Source organism: Tumebacillus avium (assembly GCF_002162355.1).
Classification (GTDB): domain Bacteria; phylum Bacillota; class Bacilli; order Tumebacillales; family Tumebacillaceae; genus Tumebacillus_A; species Tumebacillus_A avium.
In genome coordinates this window covers 1,937,331-1,962,500 of the sequence record NZ_CP021434.1, presented here as the reverse complement: position 1 = coordinate 1,962,500, position 25,170 = coordinate 1,937,331, and the positions used below count along the sequence as shown (strand labels likewise).

Genomic DNA, 25,170 nt, shown 5'->3' with positions numbered 1-25,170 from the left:
TCGCGGCATCGCAACCCTTTGTACCGCCCATTGTAGCACGTGTGTAGCCCAAGACATAAGGGGCATGATGATTTGACGTCATCCCCGCCTTCCTCCGGTTTGTCACCGGCAGTCAATTGTGAGTGCCCAACTAAATGATGGCAACACAATTTAGGGGTTGCGCTCGTTGCGGGACTTAACCCAACATCTCACGACACGAGCTGACGACAACCATGCACCACCTGTCACCGCTGCCCCGAAGGGAAAGTCTATCTCTAAACCGGTCAGCGGGATGTCAAGTCTTGGTAAGGTTCTTCGCGTTGCTTCGAATTAAACCACATGCTCCACTGCTTGTGCGGGCCCCCGTCAATTCCTTTGAGTTTCAGTCTTGCGACCGTACTCCCCAGGCGGAGTGCTTAATGCGTTAGCTTCGGCACTGAGGGTGGTACCCCCCAACACCTAGCACTCATCGTTTACGGCGTGGACTACCAGGGTATCTAATCCTGTTTGCTCCCCACGCTTTCGCGCCTCAGCGTCAGAAATCGGCCAGCAAGGCGCCTTCGCCACAGGTGTTCCTCCACATCTCTACGCATTTCACCGCTACACGTGGAATTCCCCTTGCCTCTCCGATCCTCAAGCCATCCCGTATCCAAGGCAATCCCAAGGTTGAGCCTTGGGCTTTCACCCCGGACGCAAATGGCCGCCTGCGCGCGCTTTACGCCCAGTGATTCCGGACAACGCTTGCCCCCTACGTATTACCGCGGCTGCTGGCACGTAGTTAGCCGGGGCTTCCTCCTCTGTTACCGTCAGGGTGTGAGCATTCTCTTCTCACACTTGTTCTTCACAGAAGACAGAATTTTACAACCCGAAGGCCTTCATCATTCACGCGGCGTTGCTCCATCAGGCTTGCGCCCATTGTGGAAGATTCCCTACTGCTGCCTCCCGTAGGAGTCTGGGCCGTGTCTCAGTCCCAGTGTGGCCGGTCACCCTCTCAGGTCGGCTACGCATCGTCGCCTTGGTGAGCCGTTACCTCACCAACTAGCTAATGCGCCGCGGGCCCATCCGACAGTGAAGCGAAAGCTTCTTTCTCTTCTCCCTCATGCGAAGGAAAAGCCTATCCGGTATTAGCACTCGTTTCCAAGCGTTATCCCGGTCTGTCGGGCAGGTTGCCCACGTGTTACTCACCCGTCCGCCGCTAACATCTTCGGAGCAAGCTCCAAATCAGTCCGCTCGACTTGCATGTATTAGGCACGCCGCCAGCGTTCGTCCTGAGCCAGGATCAAACTCTCAATAAAAGTTGAAAAAGTTTGTATCTCTGACTCGCGTCATCTCTCTGTAACACTCGTTTAGTTTTCAAGGATCAATCGCTTCCACCACCGCATGTCTCTCGCGGCGACAAGAGTTAATATACCACATCTAGCCCCATAAAGTCAACTGGAAGTTTCCGTTTCTTTTTCATCACCGCGTCTCTCGCGGCGACAAGGAACATATTATCACGCCGCCGCTGTTCCCTCAATCTCGCTCTGCAAACAAACTCAAACAAATTGCCTGTCTATCTCGCTTCTGCATTGACCATCCTGTTTCTATACGAATATATCACCTAAAAAGGAGCCTCACCTATGTCCTTGCACAAACCAAAACACAACTACACACTCGCATTCACCGCAGCCTTGCTCTCAGCCGCGCTGCTCACCGGCTGCGGTCCCAAAGAAAAGATCACTCCGACCCAGCAACAGCCCCAAGACGCTCCGACCGCTGCTGCGCTCAGTGACAAAGCGCCGGCGACACCGACACTCAATATGAAAGTCGACGTCTCCGGCACCAGCGCGACGATCACCTTCCAAACCGCCAACTTCAAACTTGCGCCCGAACACTACAGCAGCATGCACATCCCCGGTGAAGGTCACATCCACCTCTTCGTCGATGGCAGCGTCACGCGCATCGGGGTCAAAGAGAACACCTATGTCCTGAACAACCTCACCAAAGGCAAACACTCGCTCGAAGCGACACTGCACACCAACAACCATCAGCCGTACAACGTCAAGGACAACGTCGAATTTCAAATCAACTAAACAAAAAGAACCCTGCCCGCACACTCGCGAACAGGGTTCTCTCATCTACTAAATCTACACGAACTCTACGCCTGCGCCATATCCCGGCGCCGCGAACGCATCCGCAGTTCCGATACAACGATCCCAGCCAGGATCAGCAAGATCCCAACCCATTGCACACCGGCGACATGTTCGCGCAAGATCACAAAAGCCGCAATCACCGCCACCGGCAGCTCGATCGAGCCAAGCACGCCGGCCAGCGAGCCGCCCACTCTCGGAATCCCGATGTTAAAGAACACCGGCGGGAAGATCTGCCCCAGCGCCCCGATCAGGAGCGCCCAGAACCACAGCCCGTCCCACAGCGTCCCGTTCCACAAAAACGTCGGCGGGAACACGAAGAATACTACCACCGTCGATGCCATCGCGATGATCGCGCTGTTCACCCACGGCGAAGTCCCCGCGCGAACATAGCTGGTGAAATACAAGAACGTGCTGTACGTCACCGAAGACAGCAGGCCAAGCACAAGACCGGTCATCGACACCGCGCCCCAATTGGCATGCAACAGGTCAACCGCAAACACCGTCCCCGCCAAAATCAGCACCAGCGCCGCCCATTTGGCTTTGTTTGGCTTCTTGCGCGTGACCAGAAAATCGATCAGCATGACAATCCACGCAAACTGGAACAGCAGCACGATCGCCAGCGACGCTGGCAAATCGGCCAGCGCCAGATAATAAAACACGCTGGTGCCGGTCGACAGCACCCCGAGAAAAATAAACAAGAGCACATCCCGCCCCGTCAGCTGCTTAAAATGACGGAACTGAAACGCGGAGATCAACAGCAAGACCGCCGTCGCCATGAAATACTGCGAGGACGTCACATCCCCCGGCGTAAACCCGGCTTCGTACGCCATCTTTATCACCGGCGAGATCAAGCCGTAGCTTGCCCCGCCTATCAATACAAACAAAATCGCCCACGTGCGGCTCATTCCTATCCCACCTTCTCTGATCTCAAAAACATCTGCACAGAATACCGATCATACACTACTTCGTTAACCTATGCACGATATCGCAGTATCACAATAAAGTGGCGCAAAAGCAGTGCAGAAAAAGCAGACCGCTCTCTACTATATAAGATGAGACAATCACACCTCCACCATCCCAGACAAAAAAAAGAGACCCGGACCTCCCACATAAGGAAGCCGGGTCGTGCTCACAATAAGCCTAACGTTGACGCCGTATGCGGCCCGATGCGCCGCTTGATGTACAGCTCGGCGATCACATACGGGTCATCCACCCACACCGACTGGTTGTTCTGCTTCACCGCCACCCGCCGCCTTTGCTGTCCGCCGCCGATCGTGTCGAGCACCGAATACATCGCCGTGCCGACCGGGACATACAGGTGCACAATCTTCCGCCCGTTTGCCGTCAGGATGCGCACCTCCGGAAACGGGGACAAAAGCGGATAAATCCGCGCATGCAAAAGCGACGTCACCGCCAGCAGATAGCGGTCTTCGCTGCCATACCGCGCGATCTCATGATTGATCCCGACGATCCGCTTGTCGTCACTGATCCCGAGATACAGGTTGCCGTTGTTCGAGTTGGCAAACGCCACGACCGATTTCAGGATCTTTTCCTTCGAGTTCTGAAAATCCAGCTTGAACTCAATCTCCTGATTCTCCTCCCGCGCAACCGCCCGAAACACATTGTCTTCCCGTCCCAAGTACAAATACCGCGAGATCGCCCGCAGCCGGTATGTGTACGACTCAAACACGTCCTGGTCGAGCACCACGTCTTCGATCCGGTAGCGCACGTCCTGCCACAATTGGTGCAATTCCGCGTGCAGACAGATGTCAAACTGCACTTTCCGTCCCAGCGCATGGATGTCAAACCCCACCCCGCACTCCGTCTGCTCCGGCTGATACAGCGGACCTCCGCTTTCCAGCACAAACACCCCCGCCTGCAGCAGCGCATCGAAATACACGCGCGGCATGACCAGCTTTTTGCGAATCCGCTCTTTAAAAAGCGGCAGTCCGGCCCGCTCCACCTCGTGAAACAGCCGCAGCTGCACGTCATGCTCCTCGACCTGTTTTAACACAGCGACAAACCGGCAATGGATGAGCTGGTTCATACTGTCCAACCCGGTTTACCCAGCAGTTTGAACATCTTCCCCTTGTACGCTTCCACGCCCGGCTGGTCAAACGGATTGACCCCCAGCAGGTATCCGCTCAGCGCACACGCCTTCTCAAAAAAATAAAACAAGTGCCCGACATGACGCTCATCCAATTGCGCCAGCGTCAAAAGCAGATTCGGCACCTTCCCGTCCTGATGCGCTTCGATCGTGCCCCGATACGCCTGTTCGTTCACTTCGCATACGCTTTTGCCGGTCAGGTAATTCAAGCCGTCCGGATCTTCCTCGATAAATGGCACCAGCAGCTCGCTTCCCGTCAGCTCCACCCACAGCACCGTTTCAAACATGTGGCGCGGACCGTCCTGGATGTATTGCCCCAGCGAATGCAGATCGGTCGAGAACTGCGCAGCAGCCGGAAAGATCCCTTTGCCATCCTTGCCTTCGCTCTCCCCAAACAGTTGTTTCCACCACTCCGCAAACGCGCAAAACGCCGGTTCGTACGCCGCCAGCAACTCGATCTGTTTGCCTTGCCGGTACAGCTCATTGCGCCAGACGGCATAGCGGTAGCAGCCGTTCGCATCCAGATCGGGCATGGCGTACTCAACGCTTGCTTCCTGCGCCCCCAAAAGCATCTCCCCGATCTTCAGCCCGGCCACGCTCATCGGCAACAGTCCGGCTGCCGTCAGCACAGAATATCGCCCGCCCACGTCAGCAGGCACCGCCAACATTCTCCAGCCTTCGCTTTCCGCAAAACGGCGGAGTGCGCCTTGTGTGCGGTCGGTCGTCGCGATGATGCGTGTGGCCGCTTCCTGCCGGCCGTATTTTTTGATCATCCATTCGCGGGCGATGCGCAGCGCGAGCGCCGGTTCGGTTGTCGTCCCCGATTTGGAAACGACATTGATTTCGACATCCTTGTCGGCAAGAATCGACAAAACACTATTTATATAGGAAGCGGAAAGATTTTGTCCCAGAAAATAAACGTCCGGACCTTTGCGCTGCTCCCGGGGGAGTTGGCTGGAAAAAGGAGGCGTGAGCAGTTCGATCGCGGCACGGGCTCCTGCATAGGAACCTCCGATGCCGATGACGAGCAGCGCATCGGCGCGGGCCCGAATCTCTTCGGCCGCCTCGGCGATGCGCCTTGTTTCCTCATCATCCGGGGACGGCGGGTCGAGCCAGCCGAGCCATTCCTGTCCGGGGCCGCTGCGCCCGTGCAGCTGGTCGTGCGCACGCTTTGCTGCGGCCTGCCAGTCGGCCGTCCGGCTTCCGTCCGTGTACATAGCGGCTGCTGGAAATTCGACATGAAGTTTCGACATCGTTCGACCCCTTTCGGACTCCTTTTGATTTATCCATATGACCAGTCCTCTCGCCTCATACTTCATCCGGACGTTTAACACGAACAAGGTCGAATTTTCCCACTATTAAAATGGGTTTATTTACTCCGTTAACCCACTTCATTGCACTCCCAAGAAAATTATTAATATTTCTCATTGACAAAATCTTTCAGCGCACTCAAAATAGCAATAAGGGGTACTAAAGACCTATATTTTGGGGAGGGGTAACAAATGAGAGCACCTAAGAACTGGCTTCTTGGAGCTATCGGGGTTGGCCTGGTAGCATCCATGCTGGCGGTTACAAACGGACAAGCTGCTGGCTTTGGCAACGAGAACGGAACTGGGATTCCGTTTCAGTTGACCGCATTGCAATCGGAGTTTGAAGAACTTAAGGACGCATTTACAACGCAGCAGTCGACTGTCGGCACCCTGCAGGGCAAAGTAACCTCGCAAGACCAACTGATCGCACAACTGAAAGCTGAAAATGCACAACAAGAACAAGTGATCAAGTCGCTGCAAACAACATCGGCCGATCAAGTGAAGCAGATCAAGACGCTGGAGACCAAATCGGCGGAGCAAACGACCGCCCTTAGCTCCCTGCAGTCGAAATCGGCGGCTCAAGACCAGCTGATTCAAACTCTGAACACCCGTTCCACCACGCAAGACGGAGTGATTGCCGGGCTTAAGTCCCAACTGCTCCAAACAGGCGAGCTGATCAAAGGCTACGAAGCGCAGCTTCCGGCTTGGCAGAACAAAGCAAACGCTCTGCAAACGGAAAATGATGCACAAGCCGCACAGATCATCGAGCTGCAAAACCGTCTGAACAACCTGCAGACCACCGACTACACCGGCGTGATCGGCCAGCTGAACTCGCACGTTGCGACTCAGCAAGAAGTGATCGCGAGCCTGCAGACGCAACTGGCTGCACTGGAAGCGAAACTTGCAAACCTCGGTTCCAACCCGCAGTTGCCGGGCGACAACACCACACCGACTCAGCCCGACCCGGGCACCGAGCCGACCCAACCAACTCCGGGCACTGATCCGACTCAGCCGACTCCGGGCACCGACCCGACCCAGCCGACTCCGGGCACCGACCCGACTCAGCCGGCTCCGGGCACCGACCCGACCCAGCCGACTCCGGGCACCGACCCGACCCAGCCGGCTCCGGGCACCGACCCGACCGTGCCGACCAAGCCGACTGACGATGTTGTCCTGCCGCAGCTTCCGGACCCGACCGTGCCGACCAAGCCGACTCCGGTTCCGACTGCAAAAGGCGACTATGAAGAAGGTTCCGCGCTGATCACCTATACCGGCGCTTGGACCGACTTCGCCGCTCCGCAAAACAGCGGCGGCGCTGTCAAGTACACCGGCACCAAAGGCGCGTCCTTCAAAGTGAACTTCACCGGTTCCGCGCTGCAAGTTGTCGGCTACAAGTCCAAGTACATGGGCATCGCTGACGTCTTCGTGGACGGCAACAAAGTAGGCAGCATCGACTACTTCAACGCTTCCACCCTCTACAAGCAAGTGCTGTTCACCGCTTCCGGCCTGGAACTGGGCGAACACACCGTCGAGATCGTAGCGACCGGCAACAAGAACGGCGCTGCGCTCAACTCCAACATCAACATCGACAAGATCGTAGTAGAGTAAAATTTCACAGGACCGGAGAACCACACGTTCGACATGAACGTGTGGTTTTTTGTCGATTTGGAGGAACTTTCGTCGTATCAGGATTAAAATTGTTTATTTAAACTACTACTTATTGACTAGGTTTATAGATACAAGGCATAATGAGGTTGGGGATAGACACTTTCGAGTGCAGGGGGAAGGAGTATGAGATGAAAGCTGCCAACACGACGCTAATCATGGCGCCCCTCGCGATTGCGACGGCCGTCTTGGCGTTTGTCTTCAGCGGGCCTGAATTGCCGCCTTCGACAGCCAGCCAAGCAGCCGGAAGCGAGTCCGTCACGACGTCGTCACAACAGAATAACAACACCGCTGCCGACAATCCCGGAGTACCGGCTGATCTCTCCCGTTTGGAGGACCAGATTAAGAAATTGACCGCCCGGGTAACGAATCAGGACCAGGTGATCCAGACTCTGCAGACCCAACTGACCAGTCAGGAGCAGAGCACGTCCGAGTATCAAGGACAGATCGCACAGCTTCAGGCACAGGCTGCAGATCAGCATCAGCAGATGGAGCGCCTTCAGACCCAGTCTTCATCCCACCAGGAAGGCATCACCGATTTGAAAGCGAAAGCCGCTGATCAGGAGCGCAACATCAAGGACCTGTTTGCGGCAGCCAAGACCGACCGGCAGAATGTGAAGGAACTGCGGAACATCACCGCGATTCAATCCTCTGAGATAGATGGACTCCAATCTGTCACCGCTACTTATGGGCAACAGATTGCAGGCCTTGAAATGGATTCGCAGCTGTATGCAGATCAGTTCGAAGATGTGCTTCAGGCGTCAACCGCCTTGAAGAACAACCTGGAGGCTTTGAAGAAGGCCAACCAGGACAACTCGAACATGATCGGCGGTGTCAGCAGCGCCTTGTACGCGCAAAGCCTCAAGATCACCGCGCTCGAAGACTTCACCGACAACGAGGTGATGGATGCGCTCGAAACGCGCATCGGCGAGCTGGAGACCGCAAAATCGGCTTTGCAAACGTCCATCGACACGCTGGAAGATGCCAAGGAAGCTCATGAGATCAGCCTTGAGTCGCTGACTACGCTGGCGACCACCAACAAGGGCAAGATCGACGACCTGACCAGCCAAGGCGTTACGCACGGCACCGACATCGCCGCGCTGAAGGGGAAGGACACCCTGCTCGATGGAGACATCGCTGCGGCGAACACTGCGATCAGCAATGAGATCGCCGATCGCGCCGCTGAAGACACCTTGCTCTCCCAAGCGCTAACCGATGAAGCAGATGCCCGCACCCTTGCGGACAACAAGCTGACAACGGATTTGGACGATGAGAGCAAGGCACGGTCTGAAGCAGACGGCGATCTGGCATTCGCTCTCGCACAGGAAACAACCGCTCGACAAGAGCAGGACACCACGCTTGCGGAGAACATCGAAAACTTGAACACCGTGCTCACCAAAGAGTTGAACGACCTGAAGACGAAGCTCGCCGACGACCTCGCAGCTTTGAACACGGCGATCACGACGAAGCTCGACGAGTTGTTCAAGGCCAACGAATTGCAAGATCTCGCCTTTATTTCATTCAAAGAGGGGTACGACACGCAGATCCAATCCCTGGTTGATCAACTCACCGGACACGATGCGTCGATCAACGCTCTGCAAACCGCCTCTTCTGGGCTTACCAGCACTGTCACCACCCTGCAGGGCGACGTGCAGACCCAGAGCAACAACCTGACCACCTTGACCACCAACGTCAATGGCATCCGCACCGACCTGACCGGAGTCGACGGCCGTGTCACCACACTGGAGACGAAAGTTTCCGAATTGGCCCAGCCAGACGACGGCACCGATCCGGATCCGGGCACCGACCCCGGCGGCGGCACCACACCGCCAGCGCCGACTTACAAAGAAGCGGAAGACAACGATCCCGTCTTCACCTACACCGGCAACTGGTCCTCGGTCACCGGCAGTTACAGCAATGGCACGCTGAAGTGGTCAACCTTGGCCTACACTGCCCCGAATCCGAAAGACACCGTCACCTTCCAATTCAGCGGGACCTCGGTCCGCGTCTTTGGATACAAACAAAAGTATCAAGGCAAAGCATTGCTGACTCTTGATGATCTGGCACCGGTAGAGATCAACTTCTACAATCCGGTCGCGCTCAACACACAGGTCGTCTTTGAAAAAGCCGGTCTGACCAACGGCACGCACGTCGTCAAGATTGAACGCCTTTACCTAAAAGGTGATCCATCCGGCTTCAACGACTACATCAACGTCGACAAAGTCCAATTCAACTACGATGCTGCCGACGCACCCAAATAACACAACAAAACCGCTTACTCTCCATGAGTAAGCGGTTTTCTTTTCCCCTCTTATTCCCGATGCGCAGCCGCTTCGGCGAGCGAGGCTTGGATCTCCTGCATCGCCAGCACAACAGCTTCGTCTTTCGGCTGCCACAGATAGGTCGGCACGATCGCTTTGAACAGGGCTTTGATCTCCTCCGCCTTGCTCTCTACGTCGGGCGCAAACGCCGCCCCTGCGAGGCGTTTGATCATAAACTGCAATTCCTCCCACGAAAAGTCCAGCGGGCGCCCCACGAAAATCCGGTTGTGCTTGGTCTCCTCTGTGCCCTCTTCGTTGGTCAAAATCTCTTCGAACAGCTTCTCCCCCGGACGAATGCCCGTGTAGACGATCTCAATATCCTCATCCGGCCGGAACCCGCTCAAGCGGATCAAGTCGCGCGCCAGATCGGCGATGTTCACCGGCTCCCCCATGTCGAGGATAAAGATCTCCCCGCCTTCCGCCAAGGCACCGGCCTGAATCACCAGCTGCGATGCTTCCGGAATCGTCATGAAGTACCGCACCATATCCGGATGCGTCACCGTCACCGGACCGCCCGCTTGAATCTGCCGCTTGAAGATCGGGATCACACTGCCCCGGCTCCCCAGCACATTGCCAAAACGCACGGCGACAAACTGCGTCTCCGAGATCCGGTCCAGCCCCTGAATGATCATCTCCGCCACCCGCTTCGATACACCCATCACCGAAGTCGGATTGACCGCCTTGTCGGACGAAATCATCACAAAGCGGCTCGCCCCATACTCATGCGCACACTCCGCAACATTTTTTGTCCCCAAGACGTTGTTCTTGATCGCTTCCTGCGGGTTGCGCTCCATCAGCGGCACATGCTTGTGCGCCGCCGCATGGAACACCACGCTTGGCCGGTACGCGTCAAACACCGCATTCAGCCGCTTGCGATCCTGAATGTCGGCGATGATCGTCGCCAGCGGCAGCGCCGGAAACTTGCCGCGCAGCTCCAGCTCGATCTCATAGATCGAGTTCTCCCCATGCCCGAGCAAGAGCAGCTGCTGCGGCGCAAACTTGCTGATCTGCCGGCACAGCTCCGACCCGATCGAGCCGCCCGCGCCGGTGACCAGCACCACTTGCCCGGCCACATAGCTCGCCACGCCTTCCAGATCGACCTGCACCGCCTCACGACCGAGCAAATCCTCGACGCTGACTTCGCGAATCATGTTCACCGACACTTTGCCGGCCGCGATGTCAGACACGCGCGGCAACGTTTTGATCTGGCAGGTGGTGCGCTTGCAGATGTCGAGAATCGCCGCGATCTCCGTCTCCTGAGCCGACGGAATCGCGATCAGGATCTTCTGCACCCCGTACTTCTCCACCGCGTACTGGATCGCTTCCCGGCCCCCTACCACCGGCAGGCCGAGGATCGCCAAGCCCCGCTTCTTGCGGTCGTCATCGATAAACGCGACCGGGTTCAGCGTCGAATACGGCGACGTCTTCAGCTCGCGTGCGATCAACGCGCCGGCGCTGCCCGCACCAACGATCAGCACGCGCGGATGGTTCGGCTCGCTGCGCATCACCGAATCGCGGAAGATGCGCCACGCCAGACGCGAACCGCCGACTCCAAGCACGGTGAGCACCCAGGACAGCAGCAAGATGGTGCGCGGGACTTTAAACCATTCAAACTCCAAATGAATCATCTGATGAATCAGTGCAAAAATCAGCCCGGCCACAACTGTGGCCCGCAAAATATTTTTCAATTCCCCAATGCTCGCATACTGCAGCACCGAATGGTACATTTTCATCGAATAAAAGACGATCGGCGTCAACGCCGCATGCAGGAGCACCACATACGGGAACGCCACAAAATATTCGGGCAGCACTTGAAAGTCAAAGCGCAAAAAATACGCCAGCGTTACTGCCATCGCAGCAATGCACACATCAAGCGTGCCAAGCGTCACCAATCGCAGGCGATAATTCACCCGACTCTCCCCCCTATTGACCCCCTGCTGCTGTTAGAGCGCAGCCGGCTCCTTTGCGTTTGCAATCTCTTCTTTGATCGCCGCCACCACTTCATCAACCTGCGCTTCGGTCAGATTGTTGAAAAACGGAATCGCCAGCGTCTTGTCGGCCACACGCTCCGTCACCGGGAAATCGCCGCGCTTGTACCCAAAGCGCTCCACATAAAACGGCTGCAGGTGAATCGGCGTAAAATACGGACGGCAGCCAACGCCGCGCTTGCTCAGACGCTCCATGACCAGATCGCGGTCCACATCTTCCGCAAAGCGGATCACATAGACGAACCAGCTCATCTTCACGTTGTCTTCCACATGCGGCAAAATCACTTCCGCCACGTCCTTCAGCTTCTCCGAATACATCTTCGCCACCGCATCGCGCTTGGCCAGGATCTCGTCGATACGCTCCAACTGCGCCACGCCGAGCGCCGCGCTCAGCTCGTCCATCCGGAAGTTGTAGCCAAGGCGCACATGGGACAGCCACAGGCCGTCTTCGCCGCGCCCCTGGTTGCGGATCGAGTGGCAGAGTTCCGCGATCTCGTCATTGTTGGTGACGATGATGCCGCCTTCGCCGGTCGTCATCTGCTTGTTCGGATAAAACGCAAACACCCCGGCATCGCCCAAACCGCCGACGCGCTCGCCGTTCCACTCCCCGCCGATCGCTTCACAGGAATCTTCGATCACCCACAGGTTGTGCTTTTTCGCCAAAGCGCGGATCTCGTCCATGTTCGCCGGCTGGCCAAACACATGCACCGGCAAAATCGCCTTCGTCTTCGGCGTGATCTTCGCTTCGATCTGTGTCACATCGAGGTTGTACGTCTTTTCGTCGATGTCGACAAAAACAGGCACGGCACGCTCAAACAAAATGCAGTTCGCCGACGCCACAAAGGAAAACGAGGTGGTGATCACTTCATCGCCTTCGCCAATTCCCATCGCCGCGATCAGCATATGCAGACCGCTTGTCCCACTGTTGCAGGAGATCGCATGTTTGACGCCCACATACTCGGCCATCATCTGTTCAAACTGCTTCATCTTCGGCCCGAGCCCCAAAATGCCCGAGTCGAGTACTTCCATGACGAGATCTTTCTCGCGTTGTGTAATATCCGGTCCCGAAAGTGGAATCATGATCGTCTCTCCTCAACTGTTCGTTTTGATAACTTTGGCCGGCACGCCAACTGCCGTCACATCGTCCGGGATGTTCCGCACCACGGCAGCGCCGGCGCCAATCACCGCGCGCGCCCCGATCTGCACCGTTTGAATCACCGAAGCGCCGATGCCGACATGGGTCAGCGCCCCGATCTGCACCGCTCCGGCCAGATGAACGCCGGGCGACAGGTGTGCATAGTCTCCGACCACGCAGTCATGATCGACCGTCGCCGCCGTATTCAGGATCACCTGCTGCCCGATCCTGCTGTCCGCATTGATGATGCACCCGGGCATCACCAAGGTCCCGCTGCCGATCATCACGCCGCTGCCGAGAATCGCCGACGGGTCGATCAATGTGGCAAATTCCACACCGCGTGCCGCCAACCGCCCGGCCACCTTTTGCCGAACCGCATTGCTGCCGATCCCGACAAAAAACTGTGTGTCACGGTGCTCCTCATACGGGAAATCGTCCACCGGTCCCAGATACGCCCCATGCGGTACGGCAGGCTCACGATTGTCCAGAAAGCCCAGCAGCTCATAGCCGCTGCGGCGCGCTACGTCGGCAGCCACTTTGCTGTGGCCGCCCATGCCGATGATGATCAGCTTGGCCGTCACGTCGTTTGGCTCCTTTGCCCCTGCTTTCCCTGAAACTTGGAGATCGTCACATGCCCGGCCTGGTTGACGCCTTCGGAGCGCACCACTTTCATCAGGGTCATGAACAAAATCTTCAAGTCCAGCCCAAACGACTGGTGATCCACATACCAGACATCGAGCCTGAATTTCTCTTCCCACGAGATCGCGTTGCGCCCGTTGACCTGCGCCCAGCCGGTGATGCCCGGCTTCACATGGTGGCGGCGCGCCTGCTCCTCCGTGTAGAGCGGCAGGTACTCTTTGAGCAGCGGGCGCGGACCAACCAGCGAGATGTCGCCTTTCAGCACGTTAAACAGCTGCGGCAGCTCATCGAGGCTGGTCTTGCGCACCAGTTTGCCAAACGCCGTCAGCCGCACATCATCGGGCAGCAGTTCGCCGTTTTCATCGCGCTCGTCGGTCATCGAACGGAATTTATAGAGAGAAAAGATCTTGCCGTGCAGTCCCGGACGCTCCTGTTTGAAGAGCACAGGCGATCCGAGCTTTTGCCGGATCAGATACGCTGTGATCAGGATCACCGGAGACAACACCAGCAGCAAGACGGCAGATACCGTCAGATCGAACAACCGTTTCATCATTTACCCCACCCCGTCAGCAACAGTACTCTAACCCAATTTTCCCTGTGCGGCTGCTTCTGCGTAGACCCGCATCATCTCCGAACGGATGATCGCGATGTCGTACTGTGCAGCCAGCTCCCGGCTGCGCTGCCCCATTGCCAAGCGCATCGCCGGATCTTTGTCTAGTTTGGAAAAAGCGTCTGCGGTGGCCTTCGCATCCCCCGGCGCCACGAGATACCCATTCTCGCCGTCCTGCACCAGGTCGCGGTTGCCCCGCACATCGGTCGCCACGATCGGCAGACCTGCCGCCATCGCTTCCATCACGGAGCGCGGCAGCCCTTCGCGTTTTGACAATAACGTGGCCGCATCGGCCGCCTGCATCAGGTCGGGGATGTCCAGCCGGTACCCGAGGAAGGTGACCCTGCCGCTCAACCCCATCGCTGCGACCTGCTGTTTGTACAGCTCTTCCGACTCGCCGACACCGACGAGCAGGCAGCGGGCAGCGACGCCTTGCTCTTGCAGCTGTTTCATCGCTTCGAACAGCTGCGGCTGGTTCTTGTTCGCGTTCAGCTCGGCCACGCAGAGGATGAGCAGTTCGTCCTCCGCCACGCCAAGCTCACCGCGCAGCCGGGCTCTGACCCCTGCGGCCGTTTCTTCGCCCGGCTGGAACACGGTCGTATCCAGCCCTACGCCCGGCACATACAGCACATCCCCGCGCACGGGGAACTTTTGCGCCCGCGCGTAGTCTTCCTGATTGATCGTCAGCAGCACGTCGGTCTCCCGTGCCATCAGCCACTCCACCGGGGCGAACAGCAGCCAGTTCGCTTTGGGCGCCCCGTCAAAAAAGTGGAATCCATGTGCCGTATACAGCACGCTTGGCACGCCTGTGATCCGGGCGGCGATCCGGCCGAGGATGGACGCGACCGGGGTGTGGACATGCACCAAACTGAATTTTTCTGCGCGAAACGACTGCACCAGCTCTTTGAGCGCCTTGATGTTCTTCGGCTGGAACGGGCTCCGTTCGAAGTGGACATCATGGCAGATCAGCCCGCGCGCTTCGAGAGGCGCTTTGGCGTAATCAGGAGAGGCGTAGACGTGAACCTCGTAGCCTTGCTCTTGCAGCCCGGTTAGAAACGGGAGATGAAACAATTCAAAATGGCGGTACACAGAAGCAACAAAAGCTGCTTTGGGCTGTGAGCGGACTACAGTCTCCACAAGACGACACCTTCCGGGCACTCGCGCTGTTCCAGCATGTTTTTCACGTCGACAACAACGCCGGTGCCGTTCTCCAGCAGGCCTTGCACGCCGTTCCAGCCGAGATCGCGGTACGCTTGGTGCGGCACGGCGACCACCACGGCGTCGGCCGGGGGCAACTGTTCGAGCGGGATCAGAGGCAGGCCGTACTCATGCAGCGCTTCTTCGCCGTCGGCAAGCGCGTCGGTGACAGTGACTTGCACGCCGAACTCGCGGAGCTCTTCGATGATGTCGATGACGCGGGAGTTGCGCAGGTCGGTGACGTTTTCTTTGAACGTCAGGCCCAGCACGGAGACGCGTGCGCCTTGGATCAGTTTATTCTGCAGAGCGAGCTGTTTGACGAGCGAAGTGGCGATAAACTTGCCCATCGAGTCGTTGATGCGGCGTCCCGCGAGGATCACTTGCGGGTGGTAGCCGATGCTTTCCGCCTTGTAGGTCAGGTAGTACGGGTCAACGCCGATGCAATGCCCGCCGACCAGACCTGGCGTAAAGCGCAGGAAGTTCCATTTCGTGCCCGCCGCCGCCAGCACTTCGCTGGTGTCGATGCCGAGGCGGTCAAAGATGATCGCCAACTCGTTCATCAAAGCGATGTTCAAGTCGCGCTGCGTGTTTTCGATAACTTTCGCCGCTTCGGCCACTTTGATCGAAGACGCGCGGTAGACGCCGGCCTGCACGACCATGCCGTAGGTGTCGGCGACGATCTGCAAGGTGTCTTCGTTCATGCCGGAGACGACTTTGACGATGCTGGTGAAGGTGTGCTCTTTGTCGCCCGGGTTGATCCGCTCCGGCGAGTATCCGACAAAAAAGTCAACGCCTGCGGTGAGTCCGGAGAGACGCTCCAGAATCGGCACGCAGACTTCTTCGGTCGTGCCCGGATAGACGGTCGATTCGTAGACGACGATCGTGCCTTTTGCCAGATGTTTGCCGACCGTCTCCGATGCTTTGATCAGCGGGGTCAGATCGGGTTTCTTGGCCTGATCGATCGGCGTCGGCACCGCGACGATGATGAAGTCGCTTTCTGCGAGGCGCGCCGGATCGGCGGTGTAGTCGATCTGCGTGCGGGCCAATTCCTCGGCCGACATTTCATTGGTGTAGTCATAGCCTTGCTTCAGCGTGTCCACGCGATGCTGGTTGATGTCAAAACCCAGCACCGGCACCACTTCCCCAAACGCGGCTGCCACCGGCAAGCCAACATAGCCGAGCCCTACTATCGCGATCTTTCTCATCTTAGTTCACCCCGTAGTAATCTTTGTACCAAGCGACAAATTTGCCGATGCCCTCTTCGATCGGGGTGGCCGGTTTGAAGTCCACATCGCGCATCAGGTCGTCCACGTTGGCGAAGGTCGCCGGAACGTCGCCGTCCTGCAGCGGAAGCAGCTCTTTGATCGCCGTCTTCCCCACCGCTTTTTCGATCGTTTCGATAAAGTAGGACAGTTGCACCGGCGAGTTGTTGCCGATGTTGTAGATCTTGTACGGCGCGTACGAGGTGCCCGGATCGGGCGCATCGCCGGACCATTCCGGGTTCGGCTCCGGTGTCTTGTGCGTCAGGCGGGCGATGCCTTCCACGATGTCATCGACAAACGTGAAGTCGCGCTTCATCTCGCCGTTGTTGAACACTTTGATCGGCTTGCCTTCCAGAATGGCTTTCGTGAACAGGAACAGGGCCATGTCCGGGCGTCCCCACGGTCCGTAGACGGTGAAGAAGCGCAGCCCTGTCGTCGGCAGCCCAAACAGATTGCTGTATGTATGGGCCATCAGCTCGTTCGATTTTTTCGTCGCCGCATACAGGGAAAGCGGATGGTCGACGTTTTGATGCACGGAAAACGGCATCTTGGTGTTCGCCCCGTAGACGGAGGACGAAGACGCGTAGATCAGATGCTTGACCTTGTGATGGCGGCACCCTTCCAAGATGTTCAGGAAGCCAACCACGTTGGAGTCGATGTAGGCGCGCGGGTTTTCCAGCGAGTAGCGGACACCGGCCTGCGCCGCGAGGTTGATCACCGTGTCAAATTGATGTTCGGCAAACACCTGCTCCACCGTCTCGCGGTCTTCCAGCGAGGTCTGCACCAAGGTGAAATTGTCATGATCCTGAAAGCGGGCCAGGCGGTCGCGCTTCAATTGCACATCATAATAATCGTTCAGGTTGTCGATCCCGACGACTTCTGCCCCTTCAGACAGCAGGCGGATCGCCAGATGCGACCCGATAAAACCGGCCGCGCCGGTGATCAGCACCTTTTGTTTGTTCCCCATTGTGTGATGCCCCTTTCCCCCGTACCCTTAGCGGGTGCGCTGCTCGGCCAAACGCCGCAAGCGGGTGTAAAATGTGGTGCGGCGCTCGCTGAGCAGGTTTGCGTGATAATCTTTTGCTTTTTGCCAGTTCTGTTCGGAGCGTTCCGTATAGAGCTTGGCGTCCTGCAGCATGACGGCGATGCGTTCGGCCAGTGCGGCGGCATCTTCCACCGGCACGAGGTCGTCACTCTCCAGCAGTTCCGGGATCCCGCCGACGTTGGTGCCGACACAGGGCAGTCCGCGCGCCATCGCTTCGATCACCGCGCGCGGCAGGCCTTCGGTGCGCGACGGCAAGATGAACAGGTCGGAACGGTCAAGTTCCTGTCTGACCGCTTCCGCTCCCGGCAACAGTCCTAAAAATTCCACGTTGTCCGAAACCTCTAAGGATGCCGCCACTTCTTCAAACTGCGCCCGGCAGACGCCGTCACCGGCGAGGACCAGCTTGGCGTTGACCCCTAGCTCGCGGAGCTTGTGCAGGGCTTGAATCTGCACGTCCTGCGCTTTGTAGAGCGTCGCCATGCTGCCGGCGTTAAAGATGCGCACTTCCCCTTGCGGCGCTTCGGTGCGCGGCGAATCGGCATAGGCGATGTCGTGCAGCTCGATCGACGAGTAATGCGTGTAAAAAGCGGCCCGGTTCGGATAGCGGCGCTGCAGCGTTTTTTCTGTCACATAGGAGACACCGTCCGCCTGCTCGCATTGGCGCTTCAGGTTCCAGGTGGTCATCACCCGCGCCAACGGGCGGGCGATGCTCTTCACCGTGCCCGGCGCCAGCGAGTCCCACGGGTCGCCGACCACTTCGCAGGCGTACGGCTTGTTCGTTTTTTTCACGACGTTCCAGACCAGCGTCCCGATCGCGCCGGGCACGCGGAGCATGATCGCGTCGCAGGTTTTGACCGCCTTCTTGACCTCGTCCTGCAAGGCGCGGCGCTGTTTCAGATACTGCCACGGGCCCTGATAGTCGGGAAGGCACCAGAACTCGACGTTGTCGCCGCTGGACAGCTTCCATTTCGGGTCGTTCGTCTCGACCTGCTTGACGCGGGCGACGACGAGGACCTCCTCGAAGACGTTCAGGTAGCGCTGCCAAAACGAGGCGTCCGAGACCGAGTCATTCCAGACCCGGCCGTCCGGTGTGCGGTAAAAATGTGCTTCCAGTGCGACTAACAGTTTCATCGGGCAATCTCCTTTTGTTCCAGCGCGTTGTGAAACACCATTTCTTTTTTCGAAGCGAGGAAGAGGATCATAAACGGCACCGCCCCGTTTTTGATCAGAACGAAGACGATGTTGTCGCCGTCCGAGCCGAGCATGAGCAGACTCAGGTTGATCAAAAACGGCAGGATCAGCATCCGGCTGTCATCTTTGTCCCACGTCAGCATCCAGACGCGCAGCCGCCTGACGTACACCGCAAAGATGATAAAGGCGGCCGGGGCGGCGAAGATGCCGAAGTTGAGCATCGCTTCCCCGGTCAGGCCATAGATCCGCGAGGAGTACTTCTGCCCCGGCGAGTCTTCGAGTGAGCCGTATTGAAGTTCCGTGCCTTCTTTGAGCTTGGTCTCCGGCCGTCCCGGCCAAAGCGAAGCCGGGATCAGCAAGGTCACCGAGCCGATGTAGGTGCGGCCCCAAGCGTATTTGAACCCGTTGTCGGGGATGTTCAGCCGGTAGAGCAGGAACGCCTGGACGTCACTTCGTCCGAGGTCGGCGAGCAAGGTGGTCTCGATGCCGCGGTTGTGCGAGGACTGCAATTCTTCCTTCGCAGAGCCGCCTTGCATCAGCGCCTGGATGCCTTCTGTGCCGCCTGCTTTGTAGAAGCCGTAGATGTACATAAACGAGATGAGGAACACCATCGCGACGGCGATAAATTGCTTGGTCATCGGGCGCACCCAGAGGTGGATCAGCCCCGCTGCCCAGAACAGTCCCCAGATCGTGTTTGAGCGGGAACCGCGCAGGCCGCCGAACAGCAGTTTGAGAATAAAATAAACGGCGAGGATCGCGATGATCATCACCCAGCTCTTCGCCCATTTTTTGTTCTGCGTGATGATCACCCAGAACATCAGGAAGAGAATCGGGAAACTTTCCGAGATCATAAACACGAAGCCCATGCCTTTGAAGTTTTCGGCAGACCCTTCTTCAAATGCGGTGATGTAGCCGACGATCCCGCCACTTTGCGCGTAGACGAGCATCTGCAAAGCGCCGGTCACCGCAAGACCCGCGGCCAGGAGCAGCAGCAGCCGTTTGCGGTTGATCTTCCACTTCATGGTCATCTTCGGCTTGCTTTTGGTGCTGAAGCCGAAGTCGCGGATCACCCGGTAGATGACCAGTCCGAGGAAATTCAGCCAGGCCATCCAGCCCAGCCAGTCCCGCCAGTCGGACGGCGGGATGACGTAGCGCATCCAGTAGTCATACGTGATGTGCATCAGCGGCGCCGAGAAGAAAAAGTGCGCCATGAACAGTCCGAGGATGCCGGCCGGGTCGAACAGGTCGTACCGCCCGGTCATCCAGTTCACCGCGTCGATCAGTACGATCAGCCCGCTGAGCCCAATCGGCACGAGAAACCAGTGCAGATAGCGCGCGTCTTTGAAGACGAGCCAGGTGAACAGCACCGCCACGATGTAAAACGGCAGGACGTAGCTCAGGACGCGCATGTTGGCTTCATGACGATCGGTTCTAGCTCGCAGATGCAATTGTTGCAGATTCGTCATTTCGTCCCCCCTTGCCCAGCGCGTAGAGGTTGAGACCAAACGTCGCCAAGGTCAGAAACGCGTAGCTTGCGGTCATCGCCACCGCTGCGCCCATGATGCCTTGCACCGGGATCAGCATCCAGGAGACGACCGTCACGACCACGGTCATCAGCGCGAACAACGGTACCTGCGCCTTGAACAGGCGGGCGGCCGTCGCGCCGTACCAGAAGATCGACGACAGGTTGGAGAGGCCGGAGCCGATCATCAGCACCAGCAGCACGTCGTTGTGCGCCGCATACTCCGGACCGTAGGAGAACCGCAGGAACCATTCGCCAAACAGCCAGACGCACAGTACGCCAAATGCCCCAAGACCCGCGCCCAGCGCCGCCAGTTTGAGAAGCAGCTTTTTATAATGCGAGCGGTTGCTTTGGTAGTAAGCTGCCAGTCTGGAAGAGGCGGTCTGTCCCAGCGCGTTGATGATCGTCTGGTTGGCCAGCCACAAGTAGGCCAAGGCTGCATAGATGCCGAGTTCGGCGACGCTCAGCTGCTGCTCAATGAAGTAGCGCGGCACGTTGAAGTTCAAGTTGGTCAGCAGGGACGCGATGCCCATCGGCAGCGCCAGCCGGGCGAGGCTCCACAGGCGAACGCTGGCAAAACCGGGCTTGGCGCCAAACGGCTCCGGCGCGGTGCGGGCGAGGAGATTGCCATTTTTCACGTCGTAAAAGGCCAGGCTGATCAGCCAAAACAGCGCTTGGGCAGCCGATGCCCAGATCACCGAGCCTGTCACGAACAGGCAGATCACAAACAGGAGCAGCGTGCCGGTGCCGCGCAGTACCAGCGATTTCGAGACGAGGTCCATCCGTTCGCGCTGTTGGAACAGCCCGTAATACACGTCAGACACCGCTTCGAAAGCTTTGGCCAAGCCGACGAGCAGAACGACGGCAGCGGTGGCCGGGTCATAGCCGAGTATGAGGGTGAGGCCGGCGATGACGAGGAGTGACAGCAGCGCCATGAGCAGCCGCAGCCCGAGATAGTCGGCGAAGCGGTACGAGCGCTGTGCGTCTGTTGCCTGCACCATGCGCAGCTGCAAGTTCAGAAACAGCACCACCGGCGCGGTCAGCGCCAGCCCAAGCGCATATTGCCCGACCATCTCCGGATTCCCCAGCTGTGCCAAAGCGACCATCATCCCCCACTGGCACGCCGTATACCCCAGATTCCCTCCGATCGTCCAAGAAAAGTTCCGTCGCAGCGAAAAAGCCATCTTCCTCTCAAATCCCCCAGTGGCATTTCATTTAATTTTAGTTACATTAGCAGTAACTATATAGTTTTTTAATATGCATTAGAGTAGAACTCTACGAGGTTATTATACCATATCTGCCTGCAAATTCTCTGATAGATTCGTGGAATGTCGACAATTAGTTACAATTTCCTCATTTAATAACATTAGCTATTTTGAGTATCGTTCTCGTTTCGGTTTTGTTAAATATACAAACATTGTTTTGTAATTCCAACCATGTCAACATAGGACAGGGAGGGATCATGAGATGAAAAACTGCTATAATAAAGTTACTCCGTGTCTATACTTCCAATGGGCGGGTACTGCCGATGACTACTAAAGTACGGGCAGACGAGTCGCTGAAAAAACTGTTCAGCCTTTCCAAGCGGCCGACCTCAGCGTGATTTTTGCCGATTGGGTGCTTTCGGCGGAGCAAGGTCAGGTTTCGAAACAGTTCCACATCGAGTTTCAAATCGCAAATCCGGCGTCGATGATCATCCGCATGTTCGAGTATGGCTTTCACATCGCACGCGAATCTGCGCAGACGAAAGATAAAAAAGTCTTTCTGCGCTATCCGAAGCAGCTTGTTCTGTACAATGAAGAGTTTTCACAAGTCAAACGCATCATTCAGTCCAGCCAGGAACATCTGCTATCGATCTATGGCGCTGAGAAAATCAAAGAAGACGATCTGAACAAAATGACGACCGTCACGCACAATCTCATGGAACATCTCTACGAGAAATTTTATGTATATAACAACTCGTTCCCACAGGAGGTGCAGCACATGCTGGATTCGGTTCTTAATGTCGATGCTTTACTAGAAAGCAGAAAGCGCGGCAAGATCGAGGGCAAGATTGAAGGCAAAGTCGAAGGCAAGATCGATGCTCTGCTCAAGATTCTCAACGCCAAAAAACTGGCCGACGAAGACATCCTTTCCCGTGTAATAAAAGAAAAAGACCCCGATCGGCTCACCCGCTGGATCATTGCAGCAGCGACGGTGAACACGGTCAAGGACTTTAAAACAGCGATTCATGAAAACGAATGAGGCACTCCTGCCCCATTCGTTTTTTATTTCACCTTAAACACCTTGCGCAGATACTTCATTGCATCGGCCGACAAGCGGCCGTCCAGCACCTGAAACAACACCTCTTGCGCCTCTTCTGCAGACAGCTCCGAGGGCTGGAGGCCGTGCAGTTTGAGCCAACGGTTGGCGAGGAGGTAGCAGGTGCTGTTCCAGCCGCTTTTGTTGCCGAATTCGTTGAGCTGCTCGGAGATGCCGGCGATCACGACGTCAAATGACGCCTGCAGCTCGATCAGCGCTTTGTCAAAGTCGGCCTTGGACTCCTTGTCCGCCATGCCAACCTGCTTTTTCAAGGCTTTCACGTCGATGCCCGGCTGGTCGTGGATCGCCTGCCAGATCTTCGGCACCGCCGGTGACACCAGGCCGTCCTGATAACGCTGCTGGGCAGAACGCGCCGCGCCAAACGCTTTTTGGAACAACGGAAACAGCCCGGCGTCGATCAGCACTGGCTTTTTCGCAAAAAACCGCCCGTATGCCGCCACGCCTTCTCCCGCAAAACGATCGCGCCACAGCCACGGGTCGGTCTCCAAGCCGGTATGCCAGCTCTCTTTTGCCGTGATCGCCTCCAAAGACAGATGCCCCGGAATAAAACTCGACAAGGGCAGCACTCCCATTTCCTTAATTACTTCCGCCGCTTCCGCAAACGTTCCCACCATCTTAACTGTCATCTGCTCGACACCCTTCCCAATTCCAGATCTTTCCCCTATTGTAAGCCTTAGAAAAAAGTTTTGAAACCTATGAACGTTTTGCCGAACTCATTCGTACTATCATCGAAATCAACGCCGGAGGCACCCGATTATGGAAGTGAGAGAAGAACAGGAACTGATCAAGCTGGCTGTAAAAGGCGACACGGTTGCTTTGTCGATGCTGATGCAGCAGCACTATTCCTTCCTGATGAAATATCTGCTCAAAGTGACGCTCAACCCCACACTCGCCGAAGACGTCACGCAGGAGACGATGATCAAATGCATCGAGAAGATTCATCTCTACAACGGCAAATCCAAGTTCTCCTCGTGGCTGATCACCATCGCCACCAACCTGTACATCGACGACCTGCGCAAGAAAAAGCGCGAACGGAGCTGGCAGGAGCAAGAACAGTCGCTCCGCAAAATGCGCTGGCAGACCTCGCAGCTCCAAGATGACTGGCCGCACGTGCTCGATGCGCTGGGCGGACTGTCCGAAGATGTGCGCCTGCCGATCATTTTAAAACACTACTACGGCTACTCCTACGACGAGATCGCCGACATCATGCAGCTCGCTCCCGGAACTGTCAAATCCCGCATCCACAACGGCTTGAAAAGCCTGCGAAAGGAGTTGTCCCACGATGACCTCTCATGACGAGCAATCCACCCTCGACGAGATGAAAGCAGGGCTCGACCACCTCGACCGCCTGCATCCGGTCTACACGCCGGACCTGCAATGGTTCCATGCCCGCATCGCCGCCGAGCAGAAAAAGCTGCGCCGCCGCCTGGTTCAAGATCTGCTGCTCTTTTGGCTGGTCGCAGCGGTCGTGCTCACCGTCACCGTTGCCGTGTTTACGCAAAATCAGAGCCTGTTCCTGATCCTGCAAGTCTTGGCTGTCCTCGGTCCTGTCGTCTGGCTCCTGCGCACGAACGCCCGAAAGCAGGTGGACACCGAGTGACACATCAAGAACTGCTCGCGCTCGCCACGATCCTGCCGATCATGCTGCTCCAAAGCACCTGGCTGTTTCTCAGCGCCCGCAAACACGGGCACAACCGCTGGTTCTGGGGCATCTGGGGGCTGATCCAATGCCCGTTTCCGACGATTTTCTATCTGCTGTTTGCCCGTAAAATCTTCCGCAAAAGGACGTGACCTTCATGCCTGCACAAGACGTGATCATTCAAAGCGCTTTCTCCCTCGGAGGGACCCTCACCCTGCCCCATGACGGAGACCACAAATTCCCCGCCGTGCTGTTCATCCACGGCTCCGGTCCGATCGACCGCAACTCGGACGCCAAAGGCATGCCGATCAACGCGTTTAAGCAGTTCGCCGAACACTTTGCCCGCCTCGGATTCGCCACGCTGCGCTATGACAAAAGAGGCGTCGGCACAAGCGGCGGCAGTTTCGTTGAGACCGGCATGTACGACCTTGTCGACGATGCGGTGGCAGCGGTGCAATTTTTGAAAAACCAGCCCCGCATCGACCCCGAGCGCATCTACGTGCTTGGCCACAGCGAAGGCGCGATCCTCGCCCCGCAGGTGTTTGAGCGCGAACCGTTCAAAGGCATGATCCTGCTCTCCGGTGTCGCTGAGTCGCTGAAGCTCACCGTCGACCGCCAGAACGAGATGGTCTTTGACGAGCTCGGCAAAATGACCGGCTTCAAAGGCTTCCTGATCCGTTTGCTCGGCGTCGCGAAGAAAGCGCGCAAAGACAGCGCCAAGTCCTTCAGCAAGATGATGAATTCGACCACCGACACGATCCGCCTGAAAGGGATCAAAGTTAACGCCAAGTGGTTCCGCGAGCACTACAACTACGATGTCAGCGCCTCTCTGCCAAATGTGACCTGCCCGACGCTGGTCATCACCGGCGCCAAAGACATCCAAGTCCCGCCCGACCACGCCGAACAAATCGCATCGCTCGTCACCGGCCCGTCCGAGTGGCACGTCATCCCCGACCTCATCCACATCCTGCGCAAAGTCGACAACGTTCCGACCATACTCGGCCTGAAAGGCGACTACGGCAAAGCGGTCAAGCTCCCGATCGACCCCGAGCTGACCAGCCTCGTCTCGAACTGGCTCCAAGCACAGGAACAATAAGTGCAGAAAC

22 protein-coding genes and 1 rRNA gene (1 of these 23 cut by a window edge) are annotated in these 25,170 nt (G+C 57.2%); 8 read left to right on the top strand and 15 right to left on the bottom strand.

The window, feature by feature from the left end:
* Positions 1-1,274: ribosomal RNA gene (locus CBW65_RS09330) — 16S ribosomal RNA — on the bottom strand (it extends 273 nt beyond the left edge of the window).
* 324 nt (positions 1,275-1,598) lie between these two features.
* Here CBW65_RS09330 and CBW65_RS09325 point away from each other — a divergent pair.
* Entirely contained in the window at positions 1,599-2,051 is a 453-nt protein-coding gene (locus tag CBW65_RS09325) for a hypothetical protein (RefSeq protein WP_087456593.1), read from the top strand.
* A 65-nt stretch (positions 2,052-2,116) separates the two neighbouring features.
* Here CBW65_RS09325 and CBW65_RS09320 read toward each other — a convergent pair whose 3' ends face one another.
* The 3 genes from CBW65_RS09320 to CBW65_RS09310 all read right to left on the bottom strand — a co-directional run bounded on the left by CBW65_RS09320 (position 2,117) and on the right by CBW65_RS09310 (position 5,471).
* On the bottom strand, positions 2,117-3,016 hold the full coding sequence (locus CBW65_RS09320) for an EamA family transporter (RefSeq protein WP_087456592.1): 900 nt from the start codon (positions 3,014-3,016) through the stop codon (positions 2,117-2,119).
* Between the two features lie 224 nt (positions 3,017-3,240).
* A complete protein-coding gene (locus tag CBW65_RS09315; protein WP_157721857.1) occupies positions 3,241-4,158 on the bottom strand; it encodes an AlbA family DNA-binding domain-containing protein in 918 nt (305 codons plus the stop codon).
* Positions 4,155-5,471 carry a glucose-6-phosphate isomerase gene (locus CBW65_RS09310; RefSeq protein WP_087456591.1) on the bottom strand — a complete coding sequence of 439 codons (1,317 nt, stop codon included), beginning with the start codon at positions 5,469-5,471 and terminating at the stop codon, positions 4,155-4,157. The genes CBW65_RS09315 and CBW65_RS09310 overlap by 4 nt, the downstream gene beginning before the upstream one ends.
* Before the next feature lie 249 nt (positions 5,472-5,720).
* Here CBW65_RS09310 and CBW65_RS09305 point away from each other — a divergent pair, with 249 nt between their 5' ends.
* Both CBW65_RS09305 and CBW65_RS09300 read left to right on the top strand, forming a co-directional pair.
* Positions 5,721-7,136 (top strand): hypothetical protein, encoded by a 1,416-nt coding sequence (locus CBW65_RS09305; protein ID WP_157721856.1) that lies wholly within the window; start codon positions 5,721-5,723, stop codon positions 7,134-7,136.
* Between the two features lie 188 nt (positions 7,137-7,324).
* A complete protein-coding gene (locus CBW65_RS09300) occupies positions 7,325-9,454 on the top strand; it encodes a coiled-coil domain-containing protein (protein ID WP_087456589.1) in 2,130 nt (709 codons plus the stop codon).
* A gap of 50 nt (positions 9,455-9,504) precedes the next feature.
* Here the strand turns inward: CBW65_RS09300 and CBW65_RS09295 are convergent, their stop codons facing one another.
* From CBW65_RS09295 to CBW65_RS09250, 10 genes are read right to left on the bottom strand one after another with little or no spacing between them, the layout of a single operon-like run.
* Positions 9,505-11,424 carry a polysaccharide biosynthesis protein gene (locus CBW65_RS09295; RefSeq protein ID WP_087456588.1) on the bottom strand — a complete coding sequence of 640 codons (1,920 nt, stop codon included), beginning with the start codon at positions 11,422-11,424 and terminating at the stop codon, positions 9,505-9,507.
* Between the two features lie 33 nt (positions 11,425-11,457).
* A complete protein-coding gene (locus CBW65_RS09290; RefSeq protein ID WP_087456587.1) occupies positions 11,458-12,582 on the bottom strand; it encodes a DegT/DnrJ/EryC1/StrS family aminotransferase in 1,125 nt (374 codons plus the stop codon).
* 12 nt (positions 12,583-12,594) lie between these two features.
* The gene (locus CBW65_RS09285) at positions 12,595-13,218 is read right to left on the bottom strand and encodes an acetyltransferase (RefSeq protein ID WP_232463472.1); all 624 of its coding nucleotides are present in this window, start codon (positions 13,216-13,218) and stop codon (positions 12,595-12,597) included.
* Entirely contained in the window at positions 13,215-13,826 is a 612-nt protein-coding gene (locus CBW65_RS09280) for a sugar transferase (RefSeq protein WP_087456586.1), read from the bottom strand. The genes CBW65_RS09285 and CBW65_RS09280 overlap by 4 nt, the downstream gene beginning before the upstream one ends.
* Positions 13,827-13,856: 30 nt before the next feature.
* Positions 13,857-15,023, bottom strand: a complete 1,167-nt coding sequence (locus CBW65_RS09275) for a glycosyltransferase family 4 protein (protein ID WP_157721854.1) — start codon at positions 15,021-15,023, stop codon at positions 13,857-13,859.
* Complete coding sequence (locus CBW65_RS09270; protein WP_087456584.1) at positions 15,011-16,288, bottom strand: nucleotide sugar dehydrogenase; 1,278 nt, start codon at positions 16,286-16,288, stop codon at positions 15,011-15,013. Before CBW65_RS09270 ends, CBW65_RS09275 begins: the two co-directional genes overlap by 13 nt.
* A gap of 1 nt (position 16,289) precedes the next feature.
* The gene (locus CBW65_RS09265; RefSeq protein ID WP_087456583.1) at positions 16,290-17,312 is read right to left on the bottom strand and encodes an NAD-dependent epimerase; all 1,023 of its coding nucleotides are present in this window, start codon (positions 17,310-17,312) and stop codon (positions 16,290-16,292) included.
* A 27-nt stretch (positions 17,313-17,339) separates the two neighbouring features.
* Entirely contained in the window at positions 17,340-18,521 is a 1,182-nt protein-coding gene (locus CBW65_RS09260; protein ID WP_087456582.1) for a glycosyltransferase family 4 protein, read from the bottom strand.
* On the bottom strand, positions 18,518-20,047 hold the full coding sequence (locus CBW65_RS09255) for a hypothetical protein (protein WP_087456581.1): 1,530 nt from the start codon (positions 20,045-20,047) through the stop codon (positions 18,518-18,520). Before CBW65_RS09255 ends, CBW65_RS09260 begins: the two co-directional genes overlap by 4 nt.
* Positions 20,013-21,287 carry a lipopolysaccharide biosynthesis protein gene (locus CBW65_RS09250; RefSeq protein ID WP_087456580.1) on the bottom strand — a complete coding sequence of 425 codons (1,275 nt, stop codon included), beginning with the start codon at positions 21,285-21,287 and terminating at the stop codon, positions 20,013-20,015. Before CBW65_RS09250 ends, CBW65_RS09255 begins: the two co-directional genes overlap by 35 nt.
* 415 nt (positions 21,288-21,702) lie before the next feature.
* Here CBW65_RS09250 and CBW65_RS09245 point away from each other — a divergent pair, with 415 nt between their 5' ends.
* On the top strand, positions 21,703-22,347 hold the full coding sequence (locus tag CBW65_RS09245) for a hypothetical protein (RefSeq protein WP_087456579.1): 645 nt from the start codon (positions 21,703-21,705) through the stop codon (positions 22,345-22,347).
* 23 nt (positions 22,348-22,370) lie between these two features.
* On the opposite strand, the gene CBW65_RS09240 is transcribed toward CBW65_RS09245, so the two are convergent.
* A complete protein-coding gene (locus tag CBW65_RS09240) occupies positions 22,371-23,051 on the bottom strand; it encodes an AlkZ-related protein (RefSeq protein WP_087456578.1) in 681 nt (226 codons plus the stop codon).
* 130 nt (positions 23,052-23,181) lie between these two features.
* Here CBW65_RS09240 and sigY point away from each other — a divergent pair, with 130 nt between their 5' ends.
* The 4 genes from sigY to CBW65_RS09220 are packed head-to-tail and all read left to right on the top strand — an operon-like array spanning position 23,182 to position 25,160.
* Positions 23,182-23,721: an RNA polymerase sigma factor SigY gene (sigY, locus tag CBW65_RS09235; protein ID WP_087456577.1), complete on the top strand. Its 540-nt coding sequence runs from the start codon at positions 23,182-23,184 to the stop codon at positions 23,719-23,721.
* Positions 23,708-24,025, top strand: coding sequence for a YxlC family protein (locus tag CBW65_RS09230; RefSeq protein ID WP_087456576.1), 318 nt, complete (start codon positions 23,708-23,710; stop codon positions 24,023-24,025). The genes sigY and CBW65_RS09230 overlap by 14 nt, the downstream gene beginning before the upstream one ends.
* On the top strand, positions 24,022-24,216 hold the full coding sequence (locus CBW65_RS09225) for a sigmaY antisigma factor component (RefSeq protein WP_087456575.1): 195 nt from the start codon (positions 24,022-24,024) through the stop codon (positions 24,214-24,216). The genes CBW65_RS09230 and CBW65_RS09225 overlap by 4 nt, the downstream gene beginning before the upstream one ends.
* Before the next feature lie 5 nt (positions 24,217-24,221).
* Positions 24,222-25,160: an alpha/beta hydrolase family protein gene (locus CBW65_RS09220; protein WP_087456574.1), complete on the top strand. Its 939-nt coding sequence runs from the start codon at positions 24,222-24,224 to the stop codon at positions 25,158-25,160.
* Positions 25,161-25,170 lie beyond the last annotated feature (10 nt).

Excerpts from the sequence above, each read along its gene's own strand:
- CBW65_RS09325 (WP_087456593.1), top strand. The coding sequence starts at position 1,599 with ATGTCCTTGCACAAACCAAAACACAACTACACACTCGCATTCACCGCA.
- CBW65_RS09320 (WP_087456592.1), bottom strand. The coding sequence starts at position 3,016 with ATGAGCCGCACGTGGGCGATTTTGTTTGTATTGATAGGCGGGGCAAGC.
- CBW65_RS09315 (WP_157721857.1), bottom strand. The coding sequence starts at position 4,158 with ATGAACCAGCTCATCCATTGCCGGTTTGTCGCTGTGTTAAAACAGGTC.
- CBW65_RS09310 (WP_087456591.1), bottom strand. The coding sequence starts at position 5,471 with ATGTCGAAACTTCATGTCGAATTTCCAGCAGCCGCTATGTACACGGAC.
- CBW65_RS09305 (WP_157721856.1), top strand. The coding sequence starts at position 5,721 with ATGAGAGCACCTAAGAACTGGCTTCTTGGAGCTATCGGGGTTGGCCTG.
- CBW65_RS09300 (WP_087456589.1), top strand. The coding sequence starts at position 7,325 with ATGAAAGCTGCCAACACGACGCTAATCATGGCGCCCCTCGCGATTGCG.
- CBW65_RS09290 (WP_087456587.1), bottom strand. The coding sequence starts at position 12,582 with ATGATTCCACTTTCGGGACCGGATATTACACAACGCGAGAAAGATCTC.
- CBW65_RS09280 (WP_087456586.1), bottom strand. The coding sequence starts at position 13,826 with ATGAAACGGTTGTTCGATCTGACGGTATCTGCCGTCTTGCTGCTGGTG.
- CBW65_RS09270 (WP_087456584.1), bottom strand. The coding sequence starts at position 16,288 with ATGAGAAAGATCGCGATAGTAGGGCTCGGCTATGTTGGCTTGCCGGTG.
- CBW65_RS09265 (WP_087456583.1), bottom strand. The coding sequence starts at position 17,312 with ATGGGGAACAAACAAAAGGTGCTGATCACCGGCGCGGCCGGTTTTATC.
- CBW65_RS09260 (WP_087456582.1), bottom strand. The coding sequence starts at position 18,521 with ATGAAACTGTTAGTCGCACTGGAAGCACATTTTTACCGCACACCGGAC.
- CBW65_RS09255 (WP_087456581.1), bottom strand. The coding sequence starts at position 20,047 with ATGACGAATCTGCAACAATTGCATCTGCGAGCTAGAACCGATCGTCAT.
- CBW65_RS09250 (WP_087456580.1), bottom strand. The coding sequence starts at position 21,287 with ATGGCTTTTTCGCTGCGACGGAACTTTTCTTGGACGATCGGAGGGAAT.
- CBW65_RS09240 (WP_087456578.1), bottom strand. The coding sequence starts at position 23,051 with ATGACAGTTAAGATGGTGGGAACGTTTGCGGAAGCGGCGGAAGTAATT.
- sigY (WP_087456577.1), top strand. The coding sequence starts at position 23,182 with ATGGAAGTGAGAGAAGAACAGGAACTGATCAAGCTGGCTGTAAAAGGC.
- CBW65_RS09230 (WP_087456576.1), top strand. The coding sequence starts at position 23,708 with ATGACCTCTCATGACGAGCAATCCACCCTCGACGAGATGAAAGCAGGG.
- CBW65_RS09220 (WP_087456574.1), top strand. The coding sequence starts at position 24,222 with ATGCCTGCACAAGACGTGATCATTCAAAGCGCTTTCTCCCTCGGAGGG.